Below are 26,269 nucleotides of genomic sequence, written 5' to 3'. Positions count from 1 at the left end.
CTGACGATAGCTTTTGCTGAAAACATTTACAAAGGTACGAAAATAAAGTGTATCAAAGGTGTAGAAACGAAAAGTGTAACCCAAAGAAAGTCTTTGAGTTACGCTTTCACATCGAAATGTTAATCCAATAAACCCTTATAAGAAGAGTCTTTCGGAGGATTGATTTCTTTTTTACTTGAGTCTGACGGACCATCTAACGTAATCAAATTGAACTCGCCTTTATTATAGGCATCCAACATCGACTGCCCTTTATCGGTTAACACGCCATTTTGAATATCCACAGAATTAATAAAGTCCATTGAGTAATCCATTGCTCGCTTCATTTCACCCAATTTCTTACTCATGTCGTCCTGAATGTATTCCATCGACTCATCAAAGTAAAACTTCTTGTCTGGATCTCCTTTGAAAATACTAATCGCTGTTTTCAAGGCATTAGAGCTAGCTTTTACGATTTCGTATTCGGCCTCTTTGTGTTTTACTCTTATTTCTGTTTCCTTGATGATATAATCTGCCGACGACTGTACTTTTTCCATGAATCCTAAAATAGTTTTCATATTACGTTGAAGTGGCAACAATTTTTCATTCATTTCCTGTAATCCTGCCGCTTCTAAACTTGCTAATGACGCAGCTTCTTTCATACCGGGCTTATCAGTCATGCTATTAGCCTTGTTTGCTTCCGCAAACTTAACTTTGATGTTCTCGTTGTTTTCACCGATTTTCTTATTCAGTTTTACTAACTGTCCTGCCAAAATATCTATTTGCTTAGACATCTGCTCGCGTTTTTCACGTAAATCTGAAATATAGATTTTCATAATGGCAATCGGGTCAAGTTGAATGATTAAGCCTGTTATTTTTCGCATGAAGGTTTTAAACAAAAAGAATACCCCTGTACGAATGTCTTTGCTAGTAATTAGAAAGATAAAAAAACCTAAAACTGCTAATAATCCACCTAGATAAAGGGTATTGGAAGTAACTTTTATCAAGAATTCAACTACTATGTTGAAATAGTATAACCCAAAAGCACCAAGTGCTGCCAAAAAGAATAAGGAAGTAATACCTTCGGGTTTACTCCAAAACGATTTTGAAGGTTGGGTTCCTCCAATTTGTGATAAATCTGCCATTATTTTAGATTATTTAATATTTTGATTTAGAATGAATTTATTTCAAGTAGGCTACAATCTTTGCGATATCACCCTTTATTTGTTCGACAAATGTATGATAGGTAGTTTCATAATTACTTTTATTAATCGTAATTTTTCCACTCTGTTCTGAAATATCATCTGTCAATTTATTGATTTTTATCTTGTTTTCATCAATCTTACGCTGTAAATCAATTATTTGCTTTGCTATATTTTCATTTTCATCTTCGGTTTTTTTCAAATCATTCTTCAAACCGCCTACTTTTTGGCTAACTGCGTTTTCTACATCCTTCAAGAATCCTTGTCGGTCAGTATCCAAAATGCCGATATATTGTTTGGCCGTATCCGTCAATACTGCTACATCAGTAATACCACCCATTACTTTGAAACTAGCCCATGCAGCTTGAAATTGTTTTTCTTCCGAAAGCCCAAGGCCTGTCAAGCCTTTTAGTGCCTGCATGTATTCAAAATAATCAGGTCCTTTTAAATTTGAATTTTCGAGCAACTGAACGAAGTGGTCTATAAATTTTTTATCGACTACGCCCTTCTCTATACCTTGCGGTATTATCGCAGGTTCTACTGTTTTTTCAACCTTCGGAATAGGAGGAGGCGTCTGACTGCTAGTATTTGCTGGAGTAGCAGTTTCTTCAGTAATAAAAAAACTTAATAATTTTCTTCCGATACTTTTTTCTTCTGCTGCCATTTTTTGATTTTTTCTGTTTTAGTATTTAATCTTACCCTCAATCATTATTGACCTATACAATATTAATATGCTTTTATCGAGAAACCCCATTCAGTTGTAAGAATGGTTACGGGACTTGATGATACCATAAAAAATTATGATAATTTTTTTAAATAGATGCAACATTATAATTCCAGCTTGCATCTTATGTCTGAGATTCAGAAAAACGAGCGCTTTTTACATCTCAAACACTCATCAATTTTAAAGCATTCGCTTAAACCAAAAATCAGTTGTATATCAAGAAGATTTACCATTTAACTAGTAAAACAACCGATTATGGTATTTTGTATTGCAAGGTACTGGCTTTTACCCATAACTTTGATGCATCAAAAAGGAATTAAACAAAAAATACTCTAAACATTAATAAATATACTAAACCGAACAACTATTGTAATAAAAACGAACACCTCTAAATCTCGTTAACTTTTACAAACAATTAATAATCAAACACTTATAAATTATGGCACAAAAATCTTAGTAAGTAACACAGTAAACAACAACAATGTAATTTCTAAACTTTTATTTATCATAAAATTTAATTTAAAATCTAAACAACTTAAAAAAATGAAAACTTTCGTTAAATCTTTCGCAATTGCAGTATTATCAGTAATGTCATTTGTAGCAAGCGCTACTAACACTAATGAGCCAGCAAATACTAAAAAATCATTTGCTGTGGGAATGTACCAGACAATCAACACTATGAAAATGAATGTATTGATTGAGAAATCGACTAATAAGAATTTATATATTTCATTGAAAAATGAAAAAGGGGATGTGTTGCACAAAGAAAAAGTAGGAAAAGCTAATGAAAAATACCACGGAAAATTTGATTTGAGCGAATTGCAAGACGGAAAATACAGCTTCGAAATCACTGATGGCGAAAGCAAAATTGTAAAAACAGTAAACATCGGTACTAAAACTCCTGAGCCTACTTCACAAGATCGTTTTATTTCTTTGAATTAGTCTTTATTTAACCTCAAATCTATTTAAGAAGCTATTTAATTTCTAAATCTGGCATATTAATTATATAAATCAGGCCGTGATACGATATTTGCTCGTATCACGGTTTTTTTGTTTTTTAAGGTGAAAAAACATTAACATATCATTAACACGCCCCCCTAAAATAGCGATTCACCCTAATGCGTTTTACTAATATATCATCAAAATGGTAAAAGTATTGATGCTAATACTAAAACTGGTGTAATCACAATAAACCGTCAAAAAACATGAATATCAAATTATTTAGCTTGCTAGTTTTAACAGTTGGATTAGCAAATTCAGGAAAAGCTCAAGATCGTAATTATTCAAATAGAGACTATCAGAACAGAGATAGAGACTACCAGCAACAACAAAATTATCCTGACCGAAATCGCGATAACCGTGATGATAGAAATGATGATAGATACGATAACAACCGTAATAATAATTACGGCAACAATGGCAATAATAACAACTATGATGTATATGCCAGATGTGATGACGGCAGTTATGGAAGTTATAGCTACGACAGAAGAAATCCGTTTGATACCCGTAACCCTAACTACGACCCTCGCAACCCCTTCGACCCTCGTCCTGTTTACGATCCATATCGTCACAGTCGTTGGAATGAGATAGATTTTCGTAGTAATGCCGACCCTTTTGATTTTTGTGACAATAGAAGAGTTTGGGCTAACAGATATTATCCAGTAGACCCACGTAATCCTTATGATATTCGTAATCGTTATCTAAATCGCTATAACGGTGGTTATGCTAGAAGAGCGCCATCTCGCCCAGTAATTGTCGTGACAGTACCTATTTTTGGTCGTGGTCATGGTCATCATGGTAGAAGAGACTGGTAAGCATCGTATTTTTTTCCGTAAAGCCCAAAGGATAAGCCTCCACAACTTAACCTTTGGGCTTTAATATTTTACTTTCTCTTCAAAATATAATGCCCAATTAGCAGTATAAATTTAAAAGTCTCGACTCTTTGCTATAAGTTATTTTTTCAAATTTACATCAAGTCTATTTTATGAAGATTTACCAAGCAATTAGTGAACGTGAGGCAAAGACCTTTACCACAGAGCAATTAAGAGAAAACTTCTTGATTGAAAGCATTTTTAAGACCAATGAGGTACATTTTGTATATACTCATTATGACAGAGTAATGGTAGGAGGTGCGACGCCTACGACGGTTGCTCTTAGTTTACAGACGTATGATAATTTGAAGTCTGATTATTTTTTAGAAAGAAGAGAAATTGGTATCATCAACGTGGGAGGTAATGGTACGATTGAAGTAGATGGCGAAAGCTTTAATTTATCAAAACTGGATGCGCTTTATATTGGCAAAGGCGTGAAAGAGGTAGTTTTCAAAAGCGATGATGCTGGTAGCCCTGCACAATTTTTCTTATTATCTGCTCCTGCTCATCAAAAATTTCCTACACAAAAGATGGGAAAAGAAGAAGCTTCTCCCGTTTCATTAGGTACAGTAGAAACAGCCAATGAAAGAACCATCTATAAGTATATTCATAGAGATGGTATTCAAAGTTGCCAAGTAGTAATGGGATTAACTGTTTTGAAAACAGGGAGTGTTTGGAACACCATGCCTGCTCACGTACACGATAGAAGAATGGAAGCTTATTTATATTTTGATTTGAATCCAGAACATAGAGTATTTCACTTTATGGGACAACCACAGGAAACTCGCCATATGCTTGTAGCCAATCATCAAGCTATTTTATCACCACCTTGGTCTATCCACTCTGGTGCGGGTACGTCCAATTATTCTTTTATCTGGGCAATGGCAGGCGAAAACCTCGATTTCACAGACATGGATTTTGTTAAAATCTCAGACTTAAAATAATTACCTCTTTTACATTCTCAAACCATCCATTTAACTATGAAAAAAATCTTTTTATGCTTGTTATTAAACATTTGCGTGTTAGGCATTTCGGCACAGTCCAAAATTGATGTCAAAAAAGAATTTGAATTTGCGGCCAAACAATATGAGGGGATGCTAAAGGCACATCCAGATTATACCAAAACGCCACAGTCGACCAATGCAGATGGCAGTCCACGCGATATGCCTACTGAATGGTGGTGTAGTGGCTTTTTCGGTGGTTCGCTTTGGTATATTTTTGAAGAAACCAAGAGCCCTTTCTGGAAAGATGCTGCTCATCAGTGGTCTATGGCTGTCAAAAAAGAGCAATTCAATACAGGCACACACGATTTGGGCTTTATGTTGTATTGCCCATTTGGCAATGGCTATCGCCTTACAAAAAATGCTGAATACAAAGATATTATGCTGACAGGAGCGAAGTCGCTAGCGACTCGTTTCGACCCTAAAGTAGGGGTTATTAAGTCTTGGAATAAATTTCGTCAATACACTTATCCCGTAATCATTGATAATATGATGAACTTGGAGTTTCTGTTTTGGGCGGCCAAAGCATCTGGCAACAAAGAATTTTATAATATTTGTCTTTCACATGCTGATAGTACACTGAAAAATCATTTTCGTCCAGATGGCAGTAGCTATCATGTAATTTGCTATGATGAAAAAGGACAGCCTTTAGGAAAATTTACTCACCAAGGCTATGCCGATGGTTCTGCATGGGCGAGGGGGCAAGCGTGGGCAATGTATGGCTATACAGTGATGTACCGCGAAACGAAGCAAAAGAAATACTTAGCGATGGCTGAAAAAATTGCTAATTTCTATTTGAACAACCCGAATTTACCTGCCGATAAAATTCCTTACTGGGATTTTAACGCACCCAATATTCCTAATGAAGAAAGAGATGCTTCGGCTGGTGCTATTACAGCGTCGGCTTTGTTAGAATTATCAACTTATACAGGCAAAAAAGGCAAAGACTATTTTAAAGCTGCCGAAACGATGTTGACAAGCTTGGCTAGCCCTGCCTATAAAGCTAATTTAGGCGAAAATAATCATTTCATTCTGAAACATAGTGTTGGGGCAAAGCCCTTAAAATCAGAAATCGATGTGCCTTTGGTATATGCCGACTATTATTATTTAGAAGCATTGTTAAGATACCAAGCACTAATGAAGAAGAAAAAGTAATCGTTTCATTTTCAATCAATTAATCATAACGATATAGGTTATTTAGGAAACCCTCGATAATTTATATCGTTTTTTTTACCGAACTGTTCTATACTTGTCTATATTTACCGTACAAGGTAAGATAATAATATACCCATAAAAACTTATCTTTATCAAATATTTACTAATCTCTAAGTAAAGTACTATTTCTTCAACAAAGGGAGGCTTTATTTATATCATTCAACCAGTCCTAATTTTATTATAACTTATGAAACTTAAATTTCAGGCATTATTACTGTTGTTGTGCTTTTGTACAACAATTCTTTTTGCCCAAGGTTCTAATCCCCTCAAAGGGAAAAAGATTCTTGTTTTCTCCAAAACAGCAGGGTTTCGTCACTCTTCTATTCCGTTTTGTACAAAAGCCATTCAAAAAATGGGCATTGACAATGGTTTTGAAGTAGATACTACCGAAAACGCTGATAATTTCAATGAAGCTAATCTTAAAAAGTACTCGGTTGTTGTTTTTAACAGCACTACGGGGAATGTTTTAACAGAGCCTCAGCAAATTGCTTTTGAGCGTTATATCCAAGCAGGTGGTGCTTTTATGGGTATTCATGCGGCTTCGGATACTGAATACGACTGGCCTTGGTATGGCAAGTTGGTAGGTGGATATTTTAATGGTCACCCAGGCAAAAATGTTTCGAATGTACAGAATGGTAAATTTATCATTAAAGACCGTACGCATATTTCTACAAACTTTATGCCTGAGACTTTAGAGCGTAAAGATGAATTTTATAGCTTTAAAAATTTCAATACAGATGTAAAGGTTTTATATACTGTTGACGAAAATTCTTTTAAAGAAGGTAAAATGGGCGATTTCCACCCAATGGGCTGGTACCATGAGTTTGACGGTGGTCGTTCTTTTTATACTAACTGGGGACATACCAACGAGACTTTCTCGGAAGAGATTCCGCTTAAACACATTCTTGGTGGCTTACAGTGGGCGGCTAGTGGCCCTGCTTTAGATTATACTAAAGTAAAAAGTGCTTTACCTCCTGAAGAAAACCGTTTCGTAAAAACTGTATTGGATGAAAAACTAGACGAACCAACTGAACTAGTGGTGTTAGACAACGGTAAAGTATTGTTCGGTGAAAGAAAAGGTATATTAAAAGTATATGACCCAAAGAAAAACGCAACTAAGGTTGTAGCAGATTTAAGCGTTTATTCAAAATTTGAATATGGCTTGATGGGCGTAAATATTGACCCTGACTTCAACAAAAACAAATGGATTTACTTGTACTACGCTCCGTCGGTAGGAATGGTTGGTGCTGATACAGCCAATCGTTTATCTCGTTATGTGTATGATGATGTAAAGGATTCGCTTTATTTAAGTACTGAAAAAGTTGTTTTGCGTGTGCCTGTAAAACGCACAGAATGTTGCCATACGGGTGGCTCTATAGCTTGGGACAGCAAAGGAAATTTATTCCTGTCAACAGGTGATGATACCAACCCTTTTGCTTCGCAAGGTTTTGCACCAATTGATAATAAAGTGGGTCGCTCTGGTTGGGATGCTCGATATACTTCTTCAAATACCAACGATTTAAGAGGTAAAATTTTGAGAATTAAGCCTAGTGCTGATGGTTCTTATACGATTCCAGAAGGGAATCTATTCCCAGTGGGTACTGCAAAAACTCGTCCTGAAATATATGTAATGGGTAACAGAAACCCATACAGAATATCGGTTGACCAAAGAACAGGCTTTTTATATTGGGGTGAAGTAGGGCCTGATGCTGGCGAAAATTCACCGAAATATGGTCCTCGTGGACACGACGAAGTGAATCAGGCTCGTAAAGCTGGTTATTTTGGCTGGCCTCTTTTTGTGGCAGACAACCGTGCTTATAACCAAAGAGACTTTTATAAGGATAGTACTTGGACAAAATTTGACGCTGAGCATCCTATTAACGATTCTCCACACAACACAGGTTTACGCGAATTACCTCCTGCTCAAAAAGCATTTATTTATTATCCTTACGCTGATTCTCCTGAATTTGGGGCAATCGTTGGTAAAGGTGGACGTAATGCAATGGGCGGGCCTGTATATTATTATGACGACTTCAAGGCTGATTCAAAGGTAAAATTCCCTAAGTATTTAGATGGAAAATTCTTTGCCTATGACTGGATGCGTGACTGGATTAACTTGGTAAGCATGAAACCAAACGGAGATTTTATTTCGATGGAACGCTTTATGCCAAACACGAAGTTTAGCCACCCAATGGATATGCAGTTTGCCAAAGATGGTTCATTGTATTTGTTGGAATATGGACAAAACTGGTTTGCTCAAAACGATGATGCTCGTCTTTCACGCATTACTTTCAATGCTGGCAACCGTAGCCCCGTAGTCGTAGCAAATGCTGATAAAAAGGCGGGTGCATTGCCTTTGAAAGTAAATTTTTCTTCGGCTGGTACATTGGATTATGAAAATGATGTGTTGAAATACGAATGGACTTTTGCCAAAGGAGCAGCCAAAAGCACTTTGCCTAACCCAAGCTTTACTTTTACAAAAGCAGGCGTTTATAAGCCCGTTCTGAAAGTAACAGACCCTGCTGGAAACGTTTCGACGACTACTTTAGAAATAAAAGTAGGGAATGATGTTCCGAAAGTAGAATTAGCGATAAAAGGCAATAAGACATTCTATTGGAATGATGAAAAAATAGCTTATGAAGTAAAGGTATCGGATAAAGAAGATGGCTCGTTGGCTAATAAAAAAATCAAAGAAGACGAAGTACAGGTAAACATTGATTACTTAGAAGGTTTTGACAAAACTGTAATTGCACAGGGACACCAAGCAAACCTAAGTGCTTCATCAGGCAAACGTTTAATAGACTTATCTGATTGTAAATCTTGTCATTCACTTGATAAAAAGTCTATTGGACCAAGCTACAAAGAAGTTGCTAAAAAATACAAAGGAAAAAGTAGAGCTTTTAGTGAGTTGGTAGAAAAAGTAATCAAAGGTGGCGGCGGTGTTTGGGGCGAACAAGTAATGGCGGCTCACCCACAATTAACAAAAGACGACACAAAGGAAATGGTGAAATATATTCTCTCGTTGTCTGATGACAAAAAAGCAAGTCAACCAGTTAAAGGTGAATATGTCACCAAAGACAATGGCAAAGCTGGCACTTATATTTTCTCGGCAAGCTATACTGATAGAGGTGCTAGTAACTTAGGATCATTGACAGGTACAACAGCGCTTACGTTGAGAAGTGCGAAGTTTAAAGCGAATTCGTTTGATACGCAAAAAGAAACAATGAAATATACACTTGAAGGACTAGGAGAAGCAGTTATTGCAATGTCTAACAATTCATATATCTCATTCAACAACATAGACTTAACGGGTATCGCTCAATTTAAGTTAGGTGCTTTTGCTACTGACGACCGTACAGCGGGTGGTTCGGTAGAATTGCACATTGATTCGCCCACGGGACAATTATTGGGTACTGCTGAGGTAACTAAAAATGCTAACACTCCCGTAAGTATTTCATTGAAAACACCTGTTGTTGGCGCACATAACTTATTCTTAGTATTCAAAAATGCTGATGCCAAAGGAAAACCATTATTTGCCCTAGTAGATATTACAGCAGGTAAATAAACAAATTATAATACTATTTACAAACAAGAAGAGGTTGCCAACACTGGCAACCTCTTCTTGTTTGTAAATATAAAGCTGATTTTTTGACTAGTTTTAAACGCCCTTCCATTTAACAGCACAACCCACCGACTTGGTAAAGTTATTAACTACTGGTCTGCCTGCTAAAAGATTACTTACAGCATCATCTACATATCTTTTTGTTACGGCATTAGCATCCTGCGTATTATCATCAATGCCACCGATATATTGTAAAATATATTTGTCGCCTTCTTTCTTCACTACATAAGCCGATGGAGTTCTAGATACACCAAAAGCCTTTGAGGTGGCTTGAGTTTCGTCTTGAAGATAAGCAAAAGTATATCCTTTGGCTCTGGCTACAGCCTGCATGTTTTCAAAAGAATCTTCTTCATAAGCACTCGGGTCGTTCGGGTTGATTGCCAATACAGGATACCCCTGCGAAGCAAACTTTTTATCCAATGCCATTATTCTACTTTCGTAAGCCTTTGAAAAAGGGCAGTGGTTACAAGTAAAGACAATAATATATCCCTTTACAGAACGATTATCAGCCATTGATACCATGTTGCCTGTGGTACTTTTTAATTTAAAATCAGCCACCACATCACCAATGGCATACCCTTTGTCTGCACTTAATTTATGCTCTTCATTGGCTGGAGTAAACGCCAATAATCCCGTTAAGACTATTCCTAGTAAAAAAATCGTCTTTATATTTTTTATATGTGTTTTCATTGCTTGATATGTTTATTGTATCTAATATAATTTAGAAGTTATATCGCTTGTTTGATTTAATATTTAAATATAAATCTTGTTTGTTGCTACGGTATTCAGTTTTGTATGGTAACAGTCCACATTTTTTTTAGTTCCTCCGTAAATATTTCAACATTTACTTTGCCTTCAAAAAACTTCCGTTTCTGCATTTTTGTATTGATTATCAGCGTGGCAGGAATACTTCCCGACCATTCTTTGTCTATCAAATCTATCCAATGATTATAATCTGGTTCATCCAAAAGTACTACTTTCGATTGTACTTTGTTGCGTGCTAAAAAGCCCTTCACACTGGTTTCCGCATCTTTAGGGAAATCCATACTTATTAACAAAAATTTTACCTTCTTAGTGCTATATTCAGTATTCAATCTTTCAAAAAAGGGTAATTCTTCTAAACACGGTCGGCACCAAGTTGCCCAAAAATGCATGACAACGGTGGTATCTGATACTTGATTTAATACTTTTTGTAAATCTTCAAACTTCACAATGTCAACTTTCTTGGTTTGATTGAAAGCCTCAAAGTTAACTACGTAAATTAGGAAGATAAGTATTATTCCAAATCGTATTGAAAAGGGGCTAATCTTCATCATCATTAACTTATAAAAATGGAACTTCCATGTTAATTTATTAACGTTAAACCTGCATAATAATGTACTTGGTATACGTTGTTGTGGTAAAAGAAATATTATAATATTTTACCTATACACTTAACTACCTTACTATGAGATTATTATGAAACATACTAGCAAATAAAAATTTGCGATTTTTTTATAATAAATATACTTACTTCCTTTCTGTTTTCAAAACATAATGCGTATCTTTGCGACCCAATAAAATTATAACTAATAATAAAATGTACGCAATCGTAGAAATCGCTGGTCAGCAATTTAAAGTTGAGAAAGACCTTTTCCTCTACACCCACCGTTTGGCGGGCGAGGAAGGCGCTGCACTGGTTTTCGATAAGGTTCTTCTTGTCGATAATGACGGAGACATCAAAGTAGGTCTTCCAACTGTAGCAGGTGCTACTGTAACTGGTAAAATTTTAGCTCACGTTCGTGGAGAAAAAGTAATTGTTTTCAAAAAGAAACGTCGTAAAGGATACCAAAAACAGAACGGTCACCGTCAAAATTTAACTAAAGTCTTAATCGAAGGAATCTCATTTTAATATTTAATGATTAATTTTATTCGTTAAGAGTTTCCTCAAAGCGAAAATTAAAACGTTAAATCGATAAACTAACAAAACAATGGCACACAAAAAAGGTGCGGGTAGTTCGAAAAACGGTCGTGAGTCGCATAGTAAGCGTCTTGGAATCAAAATTTTTGGAGGTCAGCCTGCAATTTCAGGGAACATTATTGTTCGTCAAAGAGGTACAGCCCACAATCCTGGTCAAAATGTAGGTCTTGGAAAAGACCATACTTTATTTGCTTTAATTGATGGTACTGTTCACTTTAAAAAAGGATTTAAAGGACGTTCTTTTGTAGAAGTACTTCCTGCTTAATAATGGCAAATAACTAAGGTTATACCATTATAATTCTTGAAAAGAGATTAACGCTTGAATTTATTCAACTGTTAATCTCTTTTTCTTTTTATCTTAATAAGAAAGGTGAAATTTAATATTACTTTCTTATTAAACTCTTTTAAATTTGTTCTTAAACAATCATCAATCCATTGAACTATAAACAATTATATGTTTATAATCGATGGCTTTTTTTGTTTTGTACAATCAGGATTTGAAAGACATTCACCAATATGAATCCAAACCTTTAAAAACATTTGGAATTTAGCATTAAATGCCATCTTCAATGGAGATGGCATTTTTTTGTAATATTCTCTGAACTCATTTTATCAAATATTTTGTTAATAATCATATAATCAAGTGTTTAATTATTTATTATTACAATATTTTACATTTGTATTATAATTTTTTCAATATGTAAACAACAATAATATGAGACACAGCTTAGCCATTTTCCAACGGTATGATTGGAGAGACTTTCAGGCAAAGAAAAATGCCACTAGAAAGTATGCGAACAACAAAAAAGCACCAGAGGTTGCACATCCAGAACACGATAAGGTATCATTCGACTGGATAAACTAAAAAAGCCGTCCCAAACGAAATTGGAACGGCTTTTTTGTATCTTCTATTATCCTTATTCTACAGGGAATGGATATTCTTCTACGTAAACATCTGTAAAAATCTCTGCTGGGTCTGGCCAAGGAGATTCTTCTGCAAATTTAACCGAAGCTTCTACTCTTACTTTGATTTCAGCATCAATCGCTGCTAGTTCCTCTTCTGTAGCAAGACCATTATCTAAAATTGCTTTCTTTACTTGCTCGATAGGGTCACGCATTTTGTATTGCTCAACCTCCTCTTTCGTACGGTATTTCTGAGGGTCAGACATTGAGTGACCTCTATAACGATATGTTTTAAATTCTAAGAAAGTTGGTCCTTCTCCAGCTCTAGCACGGTCAGCCGCACGAGAAACCGCTTCATGAACAGCCTCAACGCTCATGGCATCTACCGGTTCAGAAGGCATATCATACGCTTCGCCGATTGTATAAAGGTCTGTAACGTTTGAAGTACGAGAAACCGATGTTCCCATGGCATAACCGTTGTTTTCTACCACAAAAATGGCAGGTAGTTTCCAAGTCATTGCCATGTTGAATGCTTCGTGTAAAGCACCTTGACGAACAGCACCATCTCCGAAATAACAAATTGCTAAGTTTCCAGTTTTGTTATATTTTTCAGCAAAAGCCAAACCTGCTCCTAATGGAATTTGTGCACCCACAATACCATGTCCACCCACAAAGCCAACTGATTTATCAAAAATGTGCATCGAACCACCTTTTCCTTTAGAGATACCAGTAGCTTTTCCGAACAACTCAGCCATGATAGTATTAGGGTCTGAACCTAAAGCTAAAGGAATACCGTGGTCACGATATGCTGTGATATACTTGTCGCCGTCTTTCAATGCAGATCTTGCTCCTGATGAACAAGCTTCTTGTCCGATGTAAAGGTGACAAAAACCTTTGATTTTTTGTTGTCCATACAACTGACCAGCACGTTCTTCAAATTTGCGTTGAAGTACCATTGACTCGTACCAGTACATATAGGTCTCCTTCGAGTATTTTACTTTGTTTTCAGCTTTATTTGCCATTTTCTACAATTATGAATGAGTGATTTGTGAATAAGTGAAAGTGTAAGCTTCACCTTGACACTGCTTATTCGGAGGTAAATCCGATGCTAAACTGCCTGTGATTTGCAATCCCATCAAACAGTCTTTAATTTGCACTACGAAATTAGTACAAAACAAAGAACACACAAAGTATTTTGTATTATTCATTGATGCTTAAATACATGTTTTGTCAAATTTTATCCACAATTTCCAATTCAATCCCTTTTTATTTTCTTTTCATGTATTTACAAAAACTTAGTTTGACCAATTTCAAAAGCTACGACTACAATACTTTCGAGTTTTCGCCTCGGGTAAATTGTATTGTTGGCGAAAATGGTATTGGCAAAACTAATTTATTAGACGCTATTTACTTTTTGGCTTTAACTAAAAGTTCTATCTCTAATCAAGATACCCTTAGTATCAATCATGACGCTGATTTTATGATGATTGAGGGCAATTTCGAAAGTGAAAAAAATACACTCATTACTGTTGCTTTACAAAAGGGACAAAAGAAGGCTGTTTTGCATGACAAAAAAGCATACGAAAAGCTATCAGAACATATCGGAAAATTCCCAGTGGTGTTGCTGTCTCCTAATGATACGGATGTAATTCGGGATGGGAGTGAGGAAAGAAGAAAATTCTTCGACGGAGTGATGGCGCAATTGGATGCAGAGTACCTTGAAAATCTATTGCAATACAATCGCCTGTTATTACAACGGAACTCTTTACTCAAACAGTTTGCCGAACGCCATTATGTGGATGATTTACTGTTAGATATTTATACAGACCCTTTGGTGGAAGTCTCTCTCAAAATATATCAGGCTCGTATCGTTTTTACGGAGAATTTCCTACCTATTTTTAAAAAGCATTATGAGGTATTATCTGATGCCAGAGAGAGCGTAGAAATGATTTATGAGTCGGAGGTAGGCAATGATGACTTTGTTGCCTTATTTCGAAGAAATAGACACCGAGATTTGGCTGCACAGAGAACAACACTTGGAAGCCATAAGGATGATTTCATTTTTGAAATCAATGGCTTTACCTTGCGTAAATTTGGCTCGCAGGGACAACAAAAATCTTTTGTGATTGCACTTAAACTGGCTCAATTTGAAATGTTGAGTATTGCGAAGGGTTTCGCACCAATTTTACTCTTAGATGATATTTTTGATAAGCTTGACGACAAAAGAATCCAACAGTTGATTAATATGATGACTGATGGAACATTTAACCAAGTATTTATTACCGATGCTCGTCCTGAAAGAACAAGAGAATTATTGGAAAAGCTAGTTGTAGATATTAAGTATTTTGAAGTAAAAAAAGCCTAACGCATTGAATATTTACGTTAGGCTTTTTATTTATTTTTCTGTGAATTTCACTCCTGCATAATTGGTCTTGATGGTAATCTTGGTGGCTGAGCCTTTACCTATCTTTCCTTTATAAACCTTGGTAGATTTCCATCCCATCGTACGGTCGTCAACTTCTTTATTATCATCAGGATTTACTGTTAGCGTACATTTGCCTTCTGGATATCTAAAGTTGGCATACGTAGTCGTTACTTCAAAATCAGCATTACAATCGCCCGTTACTGGTAATTTTACCGCTGTATAATTTGAACGAATGTCTAGCGTCTTCAAGGTCTTCGATAATTCTGCTAACTGAACGCCATCTGAATAACTGATTGATAACTTTCCAGTTTGGTTAATTTTACCAATTTTTCCACTTGAATACTGAATTGTTCCATCCAGATTATTAATGTCATCTAAAATCATCGAACCATAATTGTTAGTCAATTTTAGGTTGTCTGCCTTTTCGATATTTAGTTTTGAATAAGCAATGTGCAAATCGCCATCATCCATTTGTTTGATATTTCCTGAGCCATATTGCACAAAAATATCTTTCTCTCCGCCTGTCAATCTATCAGAAACAAAGCTTCCATAATTAGACGTAATCTTCAAGGGAGCTGAAAACTGAGGAATAATCGTTTTGCCATATTTATTTGAAACCGTCAATGAATTAGACTTTGGCATGTAAATCATATAGTTAATCTCTACGCCTCGTTTTTCATTTACTTTTTTACCGTTGCTACTGCTCCAGTTAAAAGTATTTGTTAAGCTATTTGCCCAACTCCAGTTGCCGTTACCATTGGTTCTCTCATCGGTATCAATCATTGTTTTAAAGGCTATTTTGTCTCCTTCTTTTCTTTCAATGATTTCTACGTTATCAATAAATGTTTGGGCTTGTGCTTCTGTATTACCGTAACCTGTGATAGTTATATCTACTTTGATTTCATTTTTATTCCAAAGCTCTACTTTTACTTCTCCGTGTTGGTTGCTAATATTCAAAAAGTTTTTAGCATCCACAGGATAAGATTTACTAATTACTTTTTTCTTTTCTACAGCTGCCGTTTCCTGAATAGTTGCCTGACCATACTCTGAATTATAAGTGATTGCCCCTGGTGTTGGTGGTGTAGGAGGCATAGGTGGCATTTCGCTAGCTCTACCTATTACCGCAACGCTATTTAATGTTCTTGCCGTATTGCTTCTAGTTGTGGCAATACTAGCCCTTACATGGCTCTGATATTCTTTTACTTCTACAGAATCATGTACATAAACGCTTACTTGTTGTGCAAAGGTGCTGTTGATTATTAAAACACACAATGCTACTATATTTAATACTTTTTTCATGACATTCTTCGATTAAACTGTTTACCTCAAATGCTTTTCATCGGATTATTCTGATAATCTTTAATTTTCTGAATAATGGATAATTGCCTGTTTAAAATATCTAATTGTACTTGTAAATTTTGAATCATCGCTTGAACTAGCTCTTCCTGATTAGGCGTCTGGGGTAATTCTGCTTTCAGGTTCTGATAGTCTTTGTTTAGCTTCTCAATTTCTGTGGCAAACTCTTTGTAAAGTACTGGGTCGTGAGCCTCAATTTGCCTGATTTCCTCTCGCTTTGTTTCAATCAAACTTGCATACTTAACCATTTTATCGCCGTATTCGGGGCTTACTGTAGCAATAATCTTATCTGTATTTTCTGATTTGAAACCAAGGTCATGTATAAAATAACAACCTATTAATATGGCAAGGCCTGCTGCCAATGCCCAATATTTTTGTTTGAAAACAATGATTTTTTTCTTTTCAACAAAAGGTGTTTCTCCCGGAAAGGCATCTAAATTCCCCAAGCCTTTGTCTATTTTATCCCATAAACCTACAGGGATTTCAAACTGATCAAAGTTTTCACGGTTATCACGAATGAATCTTTCTATTTTTGTCTTTTTCATAACGCTGTAAGCCTCCTCTCTCTTAATACAAAAGAAAAGGTCTTTATTGTTTTAAAATTTCCAACAATCGTTTTTTGGCTCTGATGTATTGTGTTCGCGAAGTTGACTCTGCCACGCCCAAAATCTCTGCGATTTCTTCGTGGTCATAGCCTTCTAATAAATACAAACAAAGTACTGTTCTGAAACCATCAGGCAACTGTTGAATGGCATTCTGTACTCTTTGAATATTAAGTTCTATTCCTTCTTCGTCGTACGTTTCCGTATCAGGAATTTCTACTGCTTCTTCAATATCAATCAATTGGACTTTTCTATTACGCAAATGGTTTAAAGCCCGATTAATTACAATCTGTTTCAACCAAGCGCCAAAAGTACTTGTTTGTCGAAAATCATGGATTTTCTGAAAAGCATCTAAAAAGGCATCTTGCAGGACGTCCTCTGCTTCGCCAACATGATTTACTATTCGGACAGCAACATTGAACATAGCCTTTGCATAAAGCCTATAAATCTCGTACTGAGCCTTGCGATCACCCCTACGGCAAGCCTCCACGAGTGGCAAATGTTTGTCTATGTAATGTGTTTGTTCCAGTGCTAAAGGTTGAGGATTCATAGTGTTCAAACTTCTAACCTTCAAGTTAAGCAGTTTTCATCTATTGACAACCAATAACTTAAATTCAAACTAATGACACAGAACAATTTAGGAATGTTGCATTTTGTTAAAAATTCTTAAAATATTTTAAAAAATTTATCGTTTAACGCTCTTACTCAAAAATAATATGCCATCAATAGTATTATTTACGACAAATGTCGTTATATTTACGACATATTTACAATAATAGCATCCATGAAAAAACAAAATATTTTACCTATATCAACTTTGATTGTATTGCTAGGCGGGCAAACAATCATCAATCGTGAAATTAGACATGATTTCGACCTGATTGAAATTGCGAAAGAGGGTTTACCTAAACAAGCGTTAGACAGTTTGGCTAAACAAATTTCTTTTTCAAATAAAGAGATGGCTGACATCTTAAATATTTCAGAAAGAACTATTCAACGCTACAGAGAAGACCAACGCTTGGACAAAGATGCCTCTGCGAAATTGATACGTTTGGCAAAATTGTACGAGCTTGGTCAAGAAACTTTTGGAAGTCTTGAAAGATTTAATGGCTGGATGCACTCTCATGTGCCTGCTTTAGGAGGAAAACGTCCTACTGAATTATTAGATACTTCATTAGGCTATGAAATCATTGAAAGAGAATTAATATATATTGAACATGGTTTGTTTTCATAAAAACCATGTTTAAGTAGTCTATGTAAAATAAACGACGTTAATGTGTGAAATAAAGTGGTGTATTCAACATATTTTAATCCACATCGGTGGATAGCTCACAACTCATCACTCACAACTAAAAACTGTTACTTAACTACGCCCTAACACATTTAACATGGAAGTTTTTAGAATTAGTAAACTTATAAGAGCCCGCGATTTATCGGGTTTCGGAGCAAGTTTAAAAGGACAGCGCTGGAATAGGAGAGGCACATCGGTGCTCTATACCGCTTCACACAGGTCTCTCGCTTTATTAGAGGTATTAGTACATTTAGGTGAATATTACCCACAAGACGAGTACGCTATCATCACCTTAGAAGTGCCAGATAACGAAATTACGTTGCTGGATGCAACAAGTTTACCCAACGATTGGGCTAGAATATTTGAAGCAGGCATATTAGCTTCTTATACAGATGAATGGTTTCATACTGAGCAATCGATTGCTTTGGGGGTACCCTCTGCGATTGTTGCACAAGAATATAATTACCTTATCAATCCTTTGCACCCAAATTTTTTTGATATTAAGATTAAACACATAGAACCATTCACTTTTGACGAAAGATTTTTCAAGGATGTCATCGACTAAAAACGCCCAATATTGGATTGAAAACTATCAAATGAATGCTCATCCAGAAGGTGGATACTTTGCAGAAACGTATCGGGCGAGTGAAAATATTCCTCAAACGGCTCTTCCAACACGATTTAAGGGAGATAGAAGTTTTTCGACGGGTATTTATTTTTTGTTAGAGAGTCATCATATATCAGCGCTTCATCGAATTGCGTCTGACGAAATGTGGCATTTTTATACAGGTTGTGCGTTGAATATTTATGTGTTGGATGATAACGGTACTTTGGAAATAATTCGATTAGGGAATAATCCTGATAAGGGCGAGGTATTCCAAGCAGTGGTTCCTGCTGGAAAATGGTTTGGCTCAAAGCCCGTTGAAGAAAATACTTATTGCTTAGTAGGCTGTACGGTTGCTCCGGGTTTTGACTTTGCAGATTTTGAAATGAAAGATAGAAAAGCATTGTTACAATTATTTCCTCAACACGAGGACATCATAACAATGCTTACTTATTAAACCTTTATGTTCTTTTATCATTATTTTAAAGCCATTACCTGTGTTGTGACAGGTTTACCTGCAATATAATCTTTGGCAAATATTCTGTAATTATCGAAAATCTGACGAGTAGCTATTCTCAATGCCTTTTCATCAATAGCATGTGTTTCTGGCGCTGCTATACCTGCCGCATAGCCCATCCAGATTGGACGATTACTGTCGTTTTCGACAAACTGTAAGAGGAGCGTACCCTTTCTGAGTTTTACTCTTCTTAGTTCTTCATTCATGCTTTCCTTACCTAGTCCTCTAAAAGAACGTTGGAGTACCGAAAGGTTTACATCACTTGGAAATAGTGCATAGAATACAATCAAATTGGGTTGCTCTTTAGAGTCAGCATAACCCCTTAGCTTCATCTGATTGCCTATTTCATCAATCACTGCTTGAAATTTATAGGTTGTATCAATCATGGTAAACTGTTTTTCAACCGTTGTGAATGACTGATAGTTTGGCTTGAATACCTCATCTTCGATTTCTCTATGACAAGCAGAACCAATTTGAAAACTGTTACGATTACAAGACACTAAAGCAAGGAGTGCGACTACTGCGAAAAGATAGATTTTTTTCATAACGTAAACATTAATTTAAAACTTGAAACTTATAACTATTTGATTTTTAGTTGATTTTCTGGAATCTAAAAACAAAAATGAATTTTCAAAGGCAAAAAGCCGTTCTAATAATAAGTACGTAAAAATTTAAGAATAGTCTCTCTAGTGGTGATTTAATCAGCAGTTATAAAAGTTTTGATTTAAAAGATTAAATCAAATTTTATAGGTCTTTGTTTGATAAGTAAGGAATTATAATTTTTAAAAAATGAATACAAAACCAATAATTCGTGTAGATGTTGTTTCGGACATCGTATGTCCTTGGTGTTATATCGGTAAGCGAAGGTTAGAAAAAGCTATTGAAGATACACAAAGTTCTTGTAATCTGCAAGTTATCTACCATCCTTTTCAACTAGATCCTAGTGTGCCTACGGAAGGAATACCTTTTAGTACACATATGGAAAACCGCTTTGGCCCTAATTATGCACAAAAATTTCATCAGGTTGAACAGGCGGCCTCATCAGTTGATTTAGATTTTGACTTCGAAAATCTTCCAAAGGCTATCAATACTTTTGCTTTTCATAGAATACTTACGGTTTCTTTGCATGAAGGGATTCAAGCTGAAGTAAAAGAAGCTTTGATGAAGGCATATTTTGTGGATAGAGTAGATTTAACCGAGCAAAGTGCTGTAGTAGCAGTGATGGCTCCATTCGGTTGGTCTGCTGAAAAAACGTTGGGTATTCTTAATTCAGATGAAGCATCTGATGAAGTAAAAGAAGAAATGCACTATTTCCGCCAACAAGGTATATCGGGTGTCCCTTTCTTTATTTTTGATAAAAAATATGCTGTTTCGGGTGCACAGCCTTCAGCGGTTTTTAAAGAAATCTTTGAAAAACTAGCTGAAGAAAAACAAGTAGCGGCGATTTCGGGAGATGTTTGTGATATAGATGGTGAGAATTGTTAGGGTAAGATATTAATTTGGTAGAGGTATTTAAATTACCTCCACCAAATTAATATTCGTTGGTCACGAGTTGAAAACTCGTGCTACATTTTTACTAATGTATTGCCACGCATTACGGGTAAAACATCGTATAAGTCATGTTGTAAACAATAAGCAATATCTTTTTGAATACCCAAACGCTGTAATCTTTTTACGTGAGAAGACGACGCAACGAATGATAATAAATCATTTTTTGATAATTCGTATTGACGTAACGCCATCAACGCAGAATCATCTTCTACCATAAATTCTTCTTGTAAACGTTCTACTAAAGCTCCTGCAAAAAGTGTATCTTCCAAGTTTGGTTTCCCTTTCCATCCTGCACATAATACCAAAATATCGTATTGTTGGTCTTTTAAATAATTGGCTAATGCCCCTAAATTCAAGAAAGACCCAACCATTACTTTTACAGCCGACTTAGATTTTGTGATAGCCAACGTACCGTTAGTAGTAGTAACACAGATGGTTGCACCATTTACTTTTTCAGTCATGTAGCTGAAAGGTGAGTTATCAAAATCAAACCCTTCAGGCGTTTTTCCATCACGTTCAGCAGCGGCTAAGTATCCTTTTTGTTGATAACTAATACATTCATCAATACTCGATACTGGAATAATTGCTTCTACACCATTGGCAAAAGCAGTTGTCATGCACGAAGTCGCTCTAAAAATATCTACTACAACAACTATTGAATTTTCGATATTATATAAATGTAATAACTCGGGACTGATACAAACGTCAATTTTTTGCATAATTTCAAAAGAATCTAATACAGACTAATTACTTTAAGAAAGGCATTTTGGTCACTACTGCCTTTAAATATTTATTACGGATATTGATATATATTTCAGACCCTACTTTGGTATATTCCTTAGTAATATAGCCCATGCCAATACCTTTGCTTAAGGTTGGCGACTGTGTTCCTGAAGTTACTTCACCAATAATATTGCCTGCGGCATCCATGATTTCATAATGTTGGCGAGGAATCCCTCTATCTATCATTTCAAAGCCTACTAATTTACGTGTTGGGCCGTTCTCTTTAATTTTTTTATGAAATTCAGAATTGATAAACTCTTTATTGAATTTAGTGATCCATCCTAGGCCTGCCTCAATCGGAGAAGTACTATCATCAATATCGTTTCCGTATAAACAGTAACCCATTTCTGTACGCAAGGTATCTCTTGCACCTAAGCCCACAGGCATGATATTAAATTCGGCTCCTGCTTCAAAAATAGCTTTCCACATAGCCTCCGCATCTTTGTTCCAAACGTATACTTCAAAACCACCTGCACCCGTATAACCTGTTGAAGAAATCAATACGTCGTCAATACCAGCTACTGTTCCCGCTTTAAAAGAATAATACTCCATCGACTCCAAATCTAAATCTGTCAATTTTTTCAATGTATCAATGGCTTTAGGCCCTTGAACAGCAAAGAGACTCAATCGGTCTGAAATATTTTCCATTTCTACACCGAATGTATTGTTCTGTTGTAGCCAATTCCAATCTTTTTCGATGTTTGAAGCATTTACTACTAAATAATATTCGTTTTCGTTCCAACGATATACCAAAAGGTCATCTACAATTCCTCCTTTATCATTTGGCAAACATGAATACTGCACTTTTCCATCAATCAATACCGAAACATCATTAGAAGTAACATATTGTAAAAACTCGGTTGCTCGCTCACCTTTTACAACAAACTCGCCCATGTGCGATACATCAAAAACACCTACCGAAGTACGTACTCCAATGTGTTCTTGAATAAGGTTTGAATATAAAACTGGCATCGAATACCCCGCAAAAGGTACCATTTTTGCACCAAGCGCTACATGAACATCATTAAGATGAACATATTTTAAAACTTCTGTTTGTTCCATTGGATGTTGATTGAAATTGCTAAATGAATCCAAAATTATATGGATAGTAAGAATATCTTTTGTTATATTTTTCACAAAAGTAACAAAGTATCCTGAGAGGTTTAAATAATGTGTGAAAAAGCTGTAAGCTTTGAGCAATGAGCAGTGAGCGATAAGCATTATGCTTTAAGCAAGCACGACACATCTCATTGCTCAAAGCTCACCGCTCATTGCTCAAAGCCTACAGCTACTCCTGATATAAAACAGTCAAAACGGTTTGTCCCACTGCCTTTAAAGTATTTTTATCAATAACCGACATATTGTCTTGGTGAGTATGGTGATAAGCGCCAAATGTTTTAGGGTCGTTCGGGCGCAACTCTATAATATCAATCATTTGAATTTTGGCTACGTCGTTTACTGGGACGTGGTCGTCCACCAAACCTCCACCATCTGCATCAATAAATAAGGTAGAATAGCCTAATCTGCTAGCAATGTCCCAAACATTGCGTACTACCATTGGTGCATATTGCATAGAAGTACCCTCGTGTGGGAAAACTGCGCCTTTGGCACCTACCATATCTAAATTGATTCCGTAGTAAGCCGTATAATTATCTTTATGCTTATGACTTGCCCAATATTGCGAACCTAAGCACCAAGAATTTTGTCCGTGTTCGCCTTTATAATCCTCTGGCTCGCCTACGTCTTCAGTATCAAAAAAGATAATATCAATTCCTACATTTGGTTTTGTTTTGGCTTGCTGAATATTTCTGGCTAATTCTAACAATATGCCTACGCCACTTCCTCCGTCGTTAGCACCATCTATGGCTTTATTTTTATTGATAGAGTCTTTATCAGCGATAGAACGAGCATCCCAGTGAGCAGTCAGTAAAACTCTTTTTGTGGCAGTTGGATTAATCGATCCAATAATGTTCTGAGAGTTTAGTTTTTTACCATCGAAAGTAGTTGCTACAAAATTTTGAGTAGTTACTTCGCAACCAAATTGTTTTAATTTGGCAACCAACCAAGCGGCACATTCGTCGTGGGCTTTGGTGTTGTTTACTCTTGGGCCAAATGCTACTTGCTTTTCAACAAAAGCGTAAGCAGAGTCTGCATTAAAATCGGGAGCAGGATTAAGGGTTATTTCTTCCTCAGGAATGCTTTCTGAAGTACTTTTTTCTTGACAAGATTTAAAATAAACTGCAACCCCTGAAAAAACAAAAATTGCCAATAGGAGTAATGCTATTCGATTCGTTTTCATTATTAATTTCTGTAATAAGTCTTTTTAAAATTGATGATTAACGCAAGAATAAACTTGCCATTTCTGATAAAGAAACAATCTTCATCGTTAATTCGCCACTTGGCGTATAGCTTGGATTTGAAGAAGCAAAAAGTTGTTCTACTAAGGTATTCATCTCTAAAATCGTCAAGGAATGATTCCCAAAGCGACCAGCCGAGCGTTTTGCCATTGCTCTAGCCAAGTTTTCTGCTTTATCAAGGTGTAGTTCAGATTCATTTTGTTTGAATTGCTCTAAAATACCTTCTATCATTTCCTGCTCGTTTTCTTCGGGCGAGTCGGCAGGAATGCCGTTTACCATAAAAGAATCGTGTTCTACTACGCTCAAGACAAAACCTAAGTTTCTGATTTCATCTTGAATCTCCAACAACAAATGGAAATCTGCTGTGGTCAATTTTACTTTTGTCGGAAACAACAATTGCTGTGATGCACCGCCATTTTTGCGTAAATGTTGAGAGAATTTTTCATACAAAATTCTTTCATAGGCAGCACGTTGGTCTATTAACAACATCCCAGATTTTACCTGAGAAATAATATAGCGATTATGGATTTGGAAGGTAGTAGCCTCTGAATCTTGCGACGCTCGTTGAGGGCGGTCACTTCCAATATCGTTTGCTTTACTTTTCAATAAAAAGGAAGTAGCCTCGCTAGGAATGCCAAAGTCTGCTTGGGTTTGTTCTATCGATGGTTCTTTTTTCTCAAAATCATCTAGCTGACGGTTGAGTCCTTCGTATAATTTATTCCAATTTGTCAGATTTGTTCGCTCTCTAAAAGGCGCTTCGGGTCTGCTAAACCCATTTACTGTCGAAACCTCCTTCGTCTTTTCAAAAGGCGAGCCAGTGAACTGGAAAATATTATTGGTAAAGTTTACGTCTGTTTCAAAGTCTAAAGAGGGCATTAAATTATGCTGGCTCATCGATTTCCGAACAGCAGCTTGTACGATAGCATATACTGTACGTTCATCATCAAACTTAATTTCGGTTTTAGTCGGATGAACGTTTATATCAATATGAATCGGATCTATTTCAATGAAAAGTACATAAAATGGATGCGAACCTTCGGGAATCAAGCCTTCAAAGGAACTCATCACAGCATGATTCAGATAGCTATTTTTAATAAAACGGTTATTAGCAAAAAAGAACTGCTCTCCACGTGTTTTTTTAGCATACTCTGGCTTACCAACATACCCTCTGACACTTACGAAAGAGGTTTCCTCTTCGCAAGAAGCCAATTGTTCACGATAGCCCTTCCCGAATAAATCTACAATTCTTCGGCTTAGTTTTCCTGCTGGTAAATTATATACTTCGGTATCGTTGTGATGTAATGTAAAAGAAATTTCAGGATTGGCTAAAGCTATTCGTTGAAATTCGTCGATGATATGACGCATCTCTACAGGATTTGACTTCAAGAAGTTTCTGCGGGCAGGTACATTAAAAAACAAGTTTTTAACTTGAATACTCGTCCCTTCTGAAGTAGAAACTGCCTCTTGTGCTTTTAAATCTGAGGCATCTATTTTTATCAAAACGCCTAGTTCATCTGTTGCTCTACGGGTACGCATTTCAACTTGTGCTACAGCGGCAATAGATGCCATGGCTTCGCCACGAAATCCCATTGTTCTGATTTTGAAAAGGTCTTCTGAGGAACGAATTTTGGAAGTAGCATGTCGCTCAAAACACATTCTGGCATCGGTTTCTGACATACCTAAGCCATTATCAATCACTTGCACTAAGGTTTTTCCTGCTTCTCTAACGATTAATTGAATGCTGGTGGATTGGGCATCTATGGAGTTTTCCAAAAGCTCTTTCACCACAGAAGCTGGTCGTTGTACGACTTCGCCGGCGGCAATCTGATTCGCTATCGAATCAGGAAGCAGTTGGATGATATCTAACATTTTCTGTAAACGTATTTTAGGTTATTCTTTTAACAACGGTGATTACCCTAATTGTCCCTCTAAGTTCGTGATAAATGCAGGGAATGCCAACAAAAAATCTACTTTTGGTGTGGATAAGTAGCTAATTGACTTATTATCAGGGCATAAAGTATCATGTTCGGCAAGAGAGCTTTTTAGGGTATAATCAGATAAAGTAACTCATTAACAGACACTTGCCAATAACCAGCGTAGAAGAAAATAAGTATATTTCAGTAAGTATTTAGCAATTTTTTAAGCAATAGCCTCATAAAATGTTATTTTTTTTAGGCTGTTCTAACATTTATACATTTCTTAAAACTAATTTTACATTTTAACTGTTCACTAATAGCTTGTTAGTGTTATGATTAACGAATCGTATTGATATTAGACCCCAATCAAGATACAAATTAAATAGAACT

The 26,269-nt window shown here is 36.1% G+C and carries 26 protein-coding genes; 13 read left to right on the top strand and 13 right to left on the bottom strand.

The window, feature by feature from the left end; translation table 11 throughout:
* Nucleotides 1–119: 119 nt before the first annotated feature.
* Together J2Y60_RS22275 and J2Y60_RS22270 are read right to left on the bottom strand one after the other, a co-directional pair.
* Nucleotides 120–1,121 carry a hypothetical protein gene (locus tag J2Y60_RS22275; protein ID WP_309923670.1) on the bottom strand — a complete coding sequence of 334 codons (1,002 nt, stop codon included), beginning with the start codon at nucleotides 1,119–1,121 and terminating at the stop codon, nucleotides 120–122.
* 37 nt (nucleotides 1,122–1,158) lie between these two features.
* Entirely contained in the window at nucleotides 1,159–1,842 is a 684-nt protein-coding gene (locus J2Y60_RS22270; RefSeq protein WP_309923668.1) for a hypothetical protein, read from the bottom strand.
* A gap of 603 nt (nucleotides 1,843–2,445) precedes the next feature.
* Between J2Y60_RS22270 and J2Y60_RS22265 the strand changes: the two genes are divergently transcribed.
* The 5 genes from J2Y60_RS22265 (at nucleotide 2,446) to J2Y60_RS22245 (ending at nucleotide 9,557) form a co-directional block, all read left to right on the top strand.
* Nucleotides 2,446–2,844, top strand: coding sequence for a hypothetical protein (locus J2Y60_RS22265; protein ID WP_309923666.1), 399 nt, complete (start codon nucleotides 2,446–2,448; stop codon nucleotides 2,842–2,844).
* A 263-nt stretch (nucleotides 2,845–3,107) separates the two neighbouring features.
* Nucleotides 3,108–3,719, top strand: a complete 612-nt coding sequence (locus tag J2Y60_RS22260; RefSeq protein ID WP_309923664.1) for a hypothetical protein — start codon at nucleotides 3,108–3,110, stop codon at nucleotides 3,717–3,719.
* 170 nt (nucleotides 3,720–3,889) lie between these two features.
* Entirely contained in the window at nucleotides 3,890–4,720 is an 831-nt protein-coding gene (gene kduI, locus J2Y60_RS22255; protein WP_309923661.1) for a 5-dehydro-4-deoxy-D-glucuronate isomerase, read from the top strand.
* A 36-nt stretch (nucleotides 4,721–4,756) separates the two neighbouring features.
* Nucleotides 4,757–5,932 carry a glycoside hydrolase family 88 protein gene (locus J2Y60_RS22250; RefSeq protein ID WP_309923658.1) on the top strand — a complete coding sequence of 392 codons (1,176 nt, stop codon included), beginning with the start codon at nucleotides 4,757–4,759 and terminating at the stop codon, nucleotides 5,930–5,932.
* 247 nt (nucleotides 5,933–6,179) lie between these two features.
* Entirely contained in the window at nucleotides 6,180–9,557 is a 3,378-nt protein-coding gene (locus J2Y60_RS22245) for a ThuA domain-containing protein (RefSeq protein ID WP_309923656.1), read from the top strand.
* A 93-nt stretch (nucleotides 9,558–9,650) separates the two neighbouring features.
* Here the strand turns inward: J2Y60_RS22245 and J2Y60_RS22240 are convergent, their stop codons facing one another.
* On the bottom strand, nucleotides 9,651–10,304 hold the full coding sequence (locus J2Y60_RS22240) for a thioredoxin family protein (RefSeq protein WP_309923654.1): 654 nt from the start codon (nucleotides 10,302–10,304) through the stop codon (nucleotides 9,651–9,653).
* 95 nt (nucleotides 10,305–10,399) lie between these two features.
* Entirely contained in the window at nucleotides 10,400–10,825 is a 426-nt protein-coding gene (locus J2Y60_RS22235; protein WP_309923650.1) for a TlpA disulfide reductase family protein, read from the bottom strand.
* A 368-nt stretch (nucleotides 10,826–11,193) separates the two neighbouring features.
* Here J2Y60_RS22235 and rplU point away from each other — a divergent pair, with 368 nt between their 5' ends.
* The 3 genes from rplU (at nucleotide 11,194) to J2Y60_RS22220 (ending at nucleotide 12,439) form a co-directional block, all read left to right on the top strand.
* The gene (gene rplU, locus J2Y60_RS22230; protein WP_309923648.1) at nucleotides 11,194–11,505 is read left to right on the top strand and encodes a 50S ribosomal protein L21; all 312 of its coding nucleotides are present in this window, start codon (nucleotides 11,194–11,196) and stop codon (nucleotides 11,503–11,505) included.
* Nucleotides 11,506–11,584: 79 nt separating this feature from the next.
* Entirely contained in the window at nucleotides 11,585–11,839 is a 255-nt protein-coding gene (gene rpmA, locus J2Y60_RS22225) for a 50S ribosomal protein L27 (RefSeq protein WP_184136168.1), read from the top strand.
* A gap of 450 nt (nucleotides 11,840–12,289) precedes the next feature.
* Nucleotides 12,290–12,439: a hypothetical protein gene (locus tag J2Y60_RS22220; protein ID WP_309923646.1), complete on the top strand. Its 150-nt coding sequence runs from the start codon at nucleotides 12,290–12,292 to the stop codon at nucleotides 12,437–12,439.
* A gap of 52 nt (nucleotides 12,440–12,491) precedes the next feature.
* Here J2Y60_RS22220 and pdhA read toward each other — a convergent pair whose 3' ends face one another.
* On the bottom strand, nucleotides 12,492–13,499 hold the full coding sequence (gene pdhA / locus J2Y60_RS22215; RefSeq protein WP_309923645.1) for a pyruvate dehydrogenase (acetyl-transferring) E1 component subunit alpha: 1,008 nt from the start codon (nucleotides 13,497–13,499) through the stop codon (nucleotides 12,492–12,494).
* A 257-nt stretch (nucleotides 13,500–13,756) separates the two neighbouring features.
* On the opposite strand from pdhA, the gene recF reads away from it, so the two are divergent.
* Entirely contained in the window at nucleotides 13,757–14,842 is a 1,086-nt protein-coding gene (gene recF / locus J2Y60_RS22210; protein WP_309923643.1) for a DNA replication/repair protein RecF, read from the top strand.
* Between the two features lie 30 nt (nucleotides 14,843–14,872).
* On the opposite strand, the gene J2Y60_RS22205 is transcribed toward recF, so the two are convergent.
* From J2Y60_RS22205 to J2Y60_RS22195, 3 genes are read right to left on the bottom strand one after another with little or no spacing between them, the layout of a single operon-like run.
* Nucleotides 14,873–16,201 (bottom strand): hypothetical protein, encoded by a 1,329-nt coding sequence (locus J2Y60_RS22205; protein ID WP_309923641.1) that lies wholly within the window; start codon nucleotides 16,199–16,201, stop codon nucleotides 14,873–14,875.
* A 26-nt stretch (nucleotides 16,202–16,227) separates the two neighbouring features.
* Nucleotides 16,228–16,803, bottom strand: a complete 576-nt coding sequence (locus J2Y60_RS22200; RefSeq protein WP_309923639.1) for a hypothetical protein — start codon at nucleotides 16,801–16,803, stop codon at nucleotides 16,228–16,230.
* Nucleotides 16,804–16,846: 43 nt separating this feature from the next.
* A complete protein-coding gene (locus J2Y60_RS22195; RefSeq protein ID WP_309923636.1) occupies nucleotides 16,847–17,410 on the bottom strand; it encodes an RNA polymerase sigma factor in 564 nt (187 codons plus the stop codon).
* A 234-nt stretch (nucleotides 17,411–17,644) separates the two neighbouring features.
* On the opposite strand from J2Y60_RS22195, the gene J2Y60_RS22190 reads away from it, so the two are divergent.
* The 3 genes from J2Y60_RS22190 to J2Y60_RS22180 all read left to right on the top strand — a co-directional run bounded on the left by J2Y60_RS22190 (nucleotide 17,645) and on the right by J2Y60_RS22180 (nucleotide 19,212).
* Complete coding sequence (locus J2Y60_RS22190) at nucleotides 17,645–18,094, top strand: antitoxin Xre-like helix-turn-helix domain-containing protein (RefSeq protein ID WP_309923634.1); 450 nt, start codon at nucleotides 17,645–17,647, stop codon at nucleotides 18,092–18,094.
* A gap of 154 nt (nucleotides 18,095–18,248) precedes the next feature.
* Complete coding sequence (locus J2Y60_RS22185; protein ID WP_309923633.1) at nucleotides 18,249–18,716, top strand: RES family NAD+ phosphorylase; 468 nt, start codon at nucleotides 18,249–18,251, stop codon at nucleotides 18,714–18,716.
* Nucleotides 18,703–19,212 carry a cupin domain-containing protein gene (locus tag J2Y60_RS22180; RefSeq protein ID WP_309923630.1) on the top strand — a complete coding sequence of 170 codons (510 nt, stop codon included), beginning with the start codon at nucleotides 18,703–18,705 and terminating at the stop codon, nucleotides 19,210–19,212. Before J2Y60_RS22185 ends, J2Y60_RS22180 begins: the two co-directional genes overlap by 14 nt.
* Before the next feature lie 20 nt (nucleotides 19,213–19,232).
* Here the strand turns inward: J2Y60_RS22180 and J2Y60_RS22175 are convergent, their stop codons facing one another.
* Entirely contained in the window at nucleotides 19,233–19,817 is a 585-nt protein-coding gene (locus J2Y60_RS22175) for a DUF4136 domain-containing protein (protein ID WP_309923628.1), read from the bottom strand.
* 244 nt (nucleotides 19,818–20,061) lie between these two features.
* On the opposite strand from J2Y60_RS22175, the gene J2Y60_RS22170 reads away from it, so the two are divergent.
* Nucleotides 20,062–20,757, top strand: coding sequence for a DsbA family oxidoreductase (locus J2Y60_RS22170; RefSeq protein WP_309923627.1), 696 nt, complete (start codon nucleotides 20,062–20,064; stop codon nucleotides 20,755–20,757).
* Between the two features lie 80 nt (nucleotides 20,758–20,837).
* Here J2Y60_RS22170 and J2Y60_RS22165 read toward each other — a convergent pair whose 3' ends face one another.
* The 4 genes from J2Y60_RS22165 to mutL all read right to left on the bottom strand — a co-directional run bounded on the left by J2Y60_RS22165 (nucleotide 20,838) and on the right by mutL (nucleotide 25,832).
* Nucleotides 20,838–21,542: a 2-phosphosulfolactate phosphatase gene (locus tag J2Y60_RS22165; RefSeq protein ID WP_309923625.1), complete on the bottom strand. Its 705-nt coding sequence runs from the start codon at nucleotides 21,540–21,542 to the stop codon at nucleotides 20,838–20,840.
* A gap of 28 nt (nucleotides 21,543–21,570) precedes the next feature.
* Nucleotides 21,571–22,668: a glycine cleavage system aminomethyltransferase GcvT gene (gene gcvT, locus J2Y60_RS22160; protein ID WP_309923623.1), complete on the bottom strand. Its 1,098-nt coding sequence runs from the start codon at nucleotides 22,666–22,668 to the stop codon at nucleotides 21,571–21,573.
* Nucleotides 22,669–22,894: 226 nt separating this feature from the next.
* On the bottom strand, nucleotides 22,895–23,905 hold the full coding sequence (locus J2Y60_RS22155) for a M28 family peptidase (protein ID WP_309923621.1): 1,011 nt from the start codon (nucleotides 23,903–23,905) through the stop codon (nucleotides 22,895–22,897).
* Nucleotides 23,906–23,942: 37 nt separating this feature from the next.
* On the bottom strand, nucleotides 23,943–25,832 hold the full coding sequence (mutL, locus tag J2Y60_RS22150; protein WP_309923619.1) for a DNA mismatch repair endonuclease MutL: 1,890 nt from the start codon (nucleotides 25,830–25,832) through the stop codon (nucleotides 23,943–23,945).
* Between the last annotated feature and the right edge of the window lie 437 nt (nucleotides 25,833–26,269).

The organism is Arcicella sp. BE140 (assembly GCF_031456255.1).
Lineage (GTDB): Bacteria > Bacteroidota > Bacteroidia > Cytophagales > Spirosomataceae > Arcicella > Arcicella aquatica.
This window is presented reverse-complemented; position numbering and strand designations above follow the sequence as displayed.

Coding starts and splice junctions, on each gene's coding strand:
- J2Y60_RS22275 (WP_309923670.1), bottom strand. CDS start 1,121: ATGGCAGATTTATCACAAATTGGAGGAACCCAACCTTCAAAATCGTTT.
- J2Y60_RS22270 (WP_309923668.1), bottom strand. CDS start 1,842: ATGGCAGCAGAAGAAAAAAGTATCGGAAGAAAATTATTAAGTTTTTTT.
- J2Y60_RS22265 (WP_309923666.1), top strand. CDS start 2,446: ATGAAAACTTTCGTTAAATCTTTCGCAATTGCAGTATTATCAGTAATG.
- J2Y60_RS22260 (WP_309923664.1), top strand. CDS start 3,108: ATGAATATCAAATTATTTAGCTTGCTAGTTTTAACAGTTGGATTAGCA.
- kduI (WP_309923661.1), top strand. CDS start 3,890: ATGAAGATTTACCAAGCAATTAGTGAACGTGAGGCAAAGACCTTTACC.
- J2Y60_RS22250 (WP_309923658.1), top strand. CDS start 4,757: ATGAAAAAAATCTTTTTATGCTTGTTATTAAACATTTGCGTGTTAGGC.
- J2Y60_RS22245 (WP_309923656.1), top strand. CDS start 6,180: ATGAAACTTAAATTTCAGGCATTATTACTGTTGTTGTGCTTTTGTACA.
- J2Y60_RS22240 (WP_309923654.1), bottom strand. CDS start 10,304: ATGAAAACACATATAAAAAATATAAAGACGATTTTTTTACTAGGAATA.
- rplU (WP_309923648.1), top strand. CDS start 11,194: ATGTACGCAATCGTAGAAATCGCTGGTCAGCAATTTAAAGTTGAGAAA.
- rpmA (WP_184136168.1), top strand. CDS start 11,585: ATGGCACACAAAAAAGGTGCGGGTAGTTCGAAAAACGGTCGTGAGTCG.
- J2Y60_RS22220 (WP_309923646.1), top strand. CDS start 12,290: ATGAGACACAGCTTAGCCATTTTCCAACGGTATGATTGGAGAGACTTT.
- pdhA (WP_309923645.1), bottom strand. CDS start 13,499: ATGGCAAATAAAGCTGAAAACAAAGTAAAATACTCGAAGGAGACCTAT.
- recF (WP_309923643.1), top strand. CDS start 13,757: ATGTATTTACAAAAACTTAGTTTGACCAATTTCAAAAGCTACGACTAC.
- J2Y60_RS22205 (WP_309923641.1), bottom strand. CDS start 16,201: ATGAAAAAAGTATTAAATATAGTAGCATTGTGTGTTTTAATAATCAAC.
- J2Y60_RS22200 (WP_309923639.1), bottom strand. CDS start 16,803: ATGAAAAAGACAAAAATAGAAAGATTCATTCGTGATAACCGTGAAAAC.
- J2Y60_RS22195 (WP_309923636.1), bottom strand. CDS start 17,410: ATGAATCCTCAACCTTTAGCACTGGAACAAACACATTACATAGACAAA.
- J2Y60_RS22190 (WP_309923634.1), top strand. CDS start 17,645: ATGAAAAAACAAAATATTTTACCTATATCAACTTTGATTGTATTGCTA.
- J2Y60_RS22185 (WP_309923633.1), top strand. CDS start 18,249: ATGGAAGTTTTTAGAATTAGTAAACTTATAAGAGCCCGCGATTTATCG.
- J2Y60_RS22180 (WP_309923630.1), top strand. CDS start 18,703: ATGTCATCGACTAAAAACGCCCAATATTGGATTGAAAACTATCAAATG.
- J2Y60_RS22175 (WP_309923628.1), bottom strand. CDS start 19,817: ATGAAAAAAATCTATCTTTTCGCAGTAGTCGCACTCCTTGCTTTAGTG.
- J2Y60_RS22170 (WP_309923627.1), top strand. CDS start 20,062: ATGAATACAAAACCAATAATTCGTGTAGATGTTGTTTCGGACATCGTA.
- J2Y60_RS22165 (WP_309923625.1), bottom strand. CDS start 21,542: ATGCAAAAAATTGACGTTTGTATCAGTCCCGAGTTATTACATTTATAT.
- gcvT (WP_309923623.1), bottom strand. CDS start 22,668: ATGGAACAAACAGAAGTTTTAAAATATGTTCATCTTAATGATGTTCAT.
- J2Y60_RS22155 (WP_309923621.1), bottom strand. CDS start 23,905: ATGAAAACGAATCGAATAGCATTACTCCTATTGGCAATTTTTGTTTTT.
- mutL (WP_309923619.1), bottom strand. CDS start 25,832: ATGTTAGATATCATCCAACTGCTTCCTGATTCGATAGCGAATCAGATT.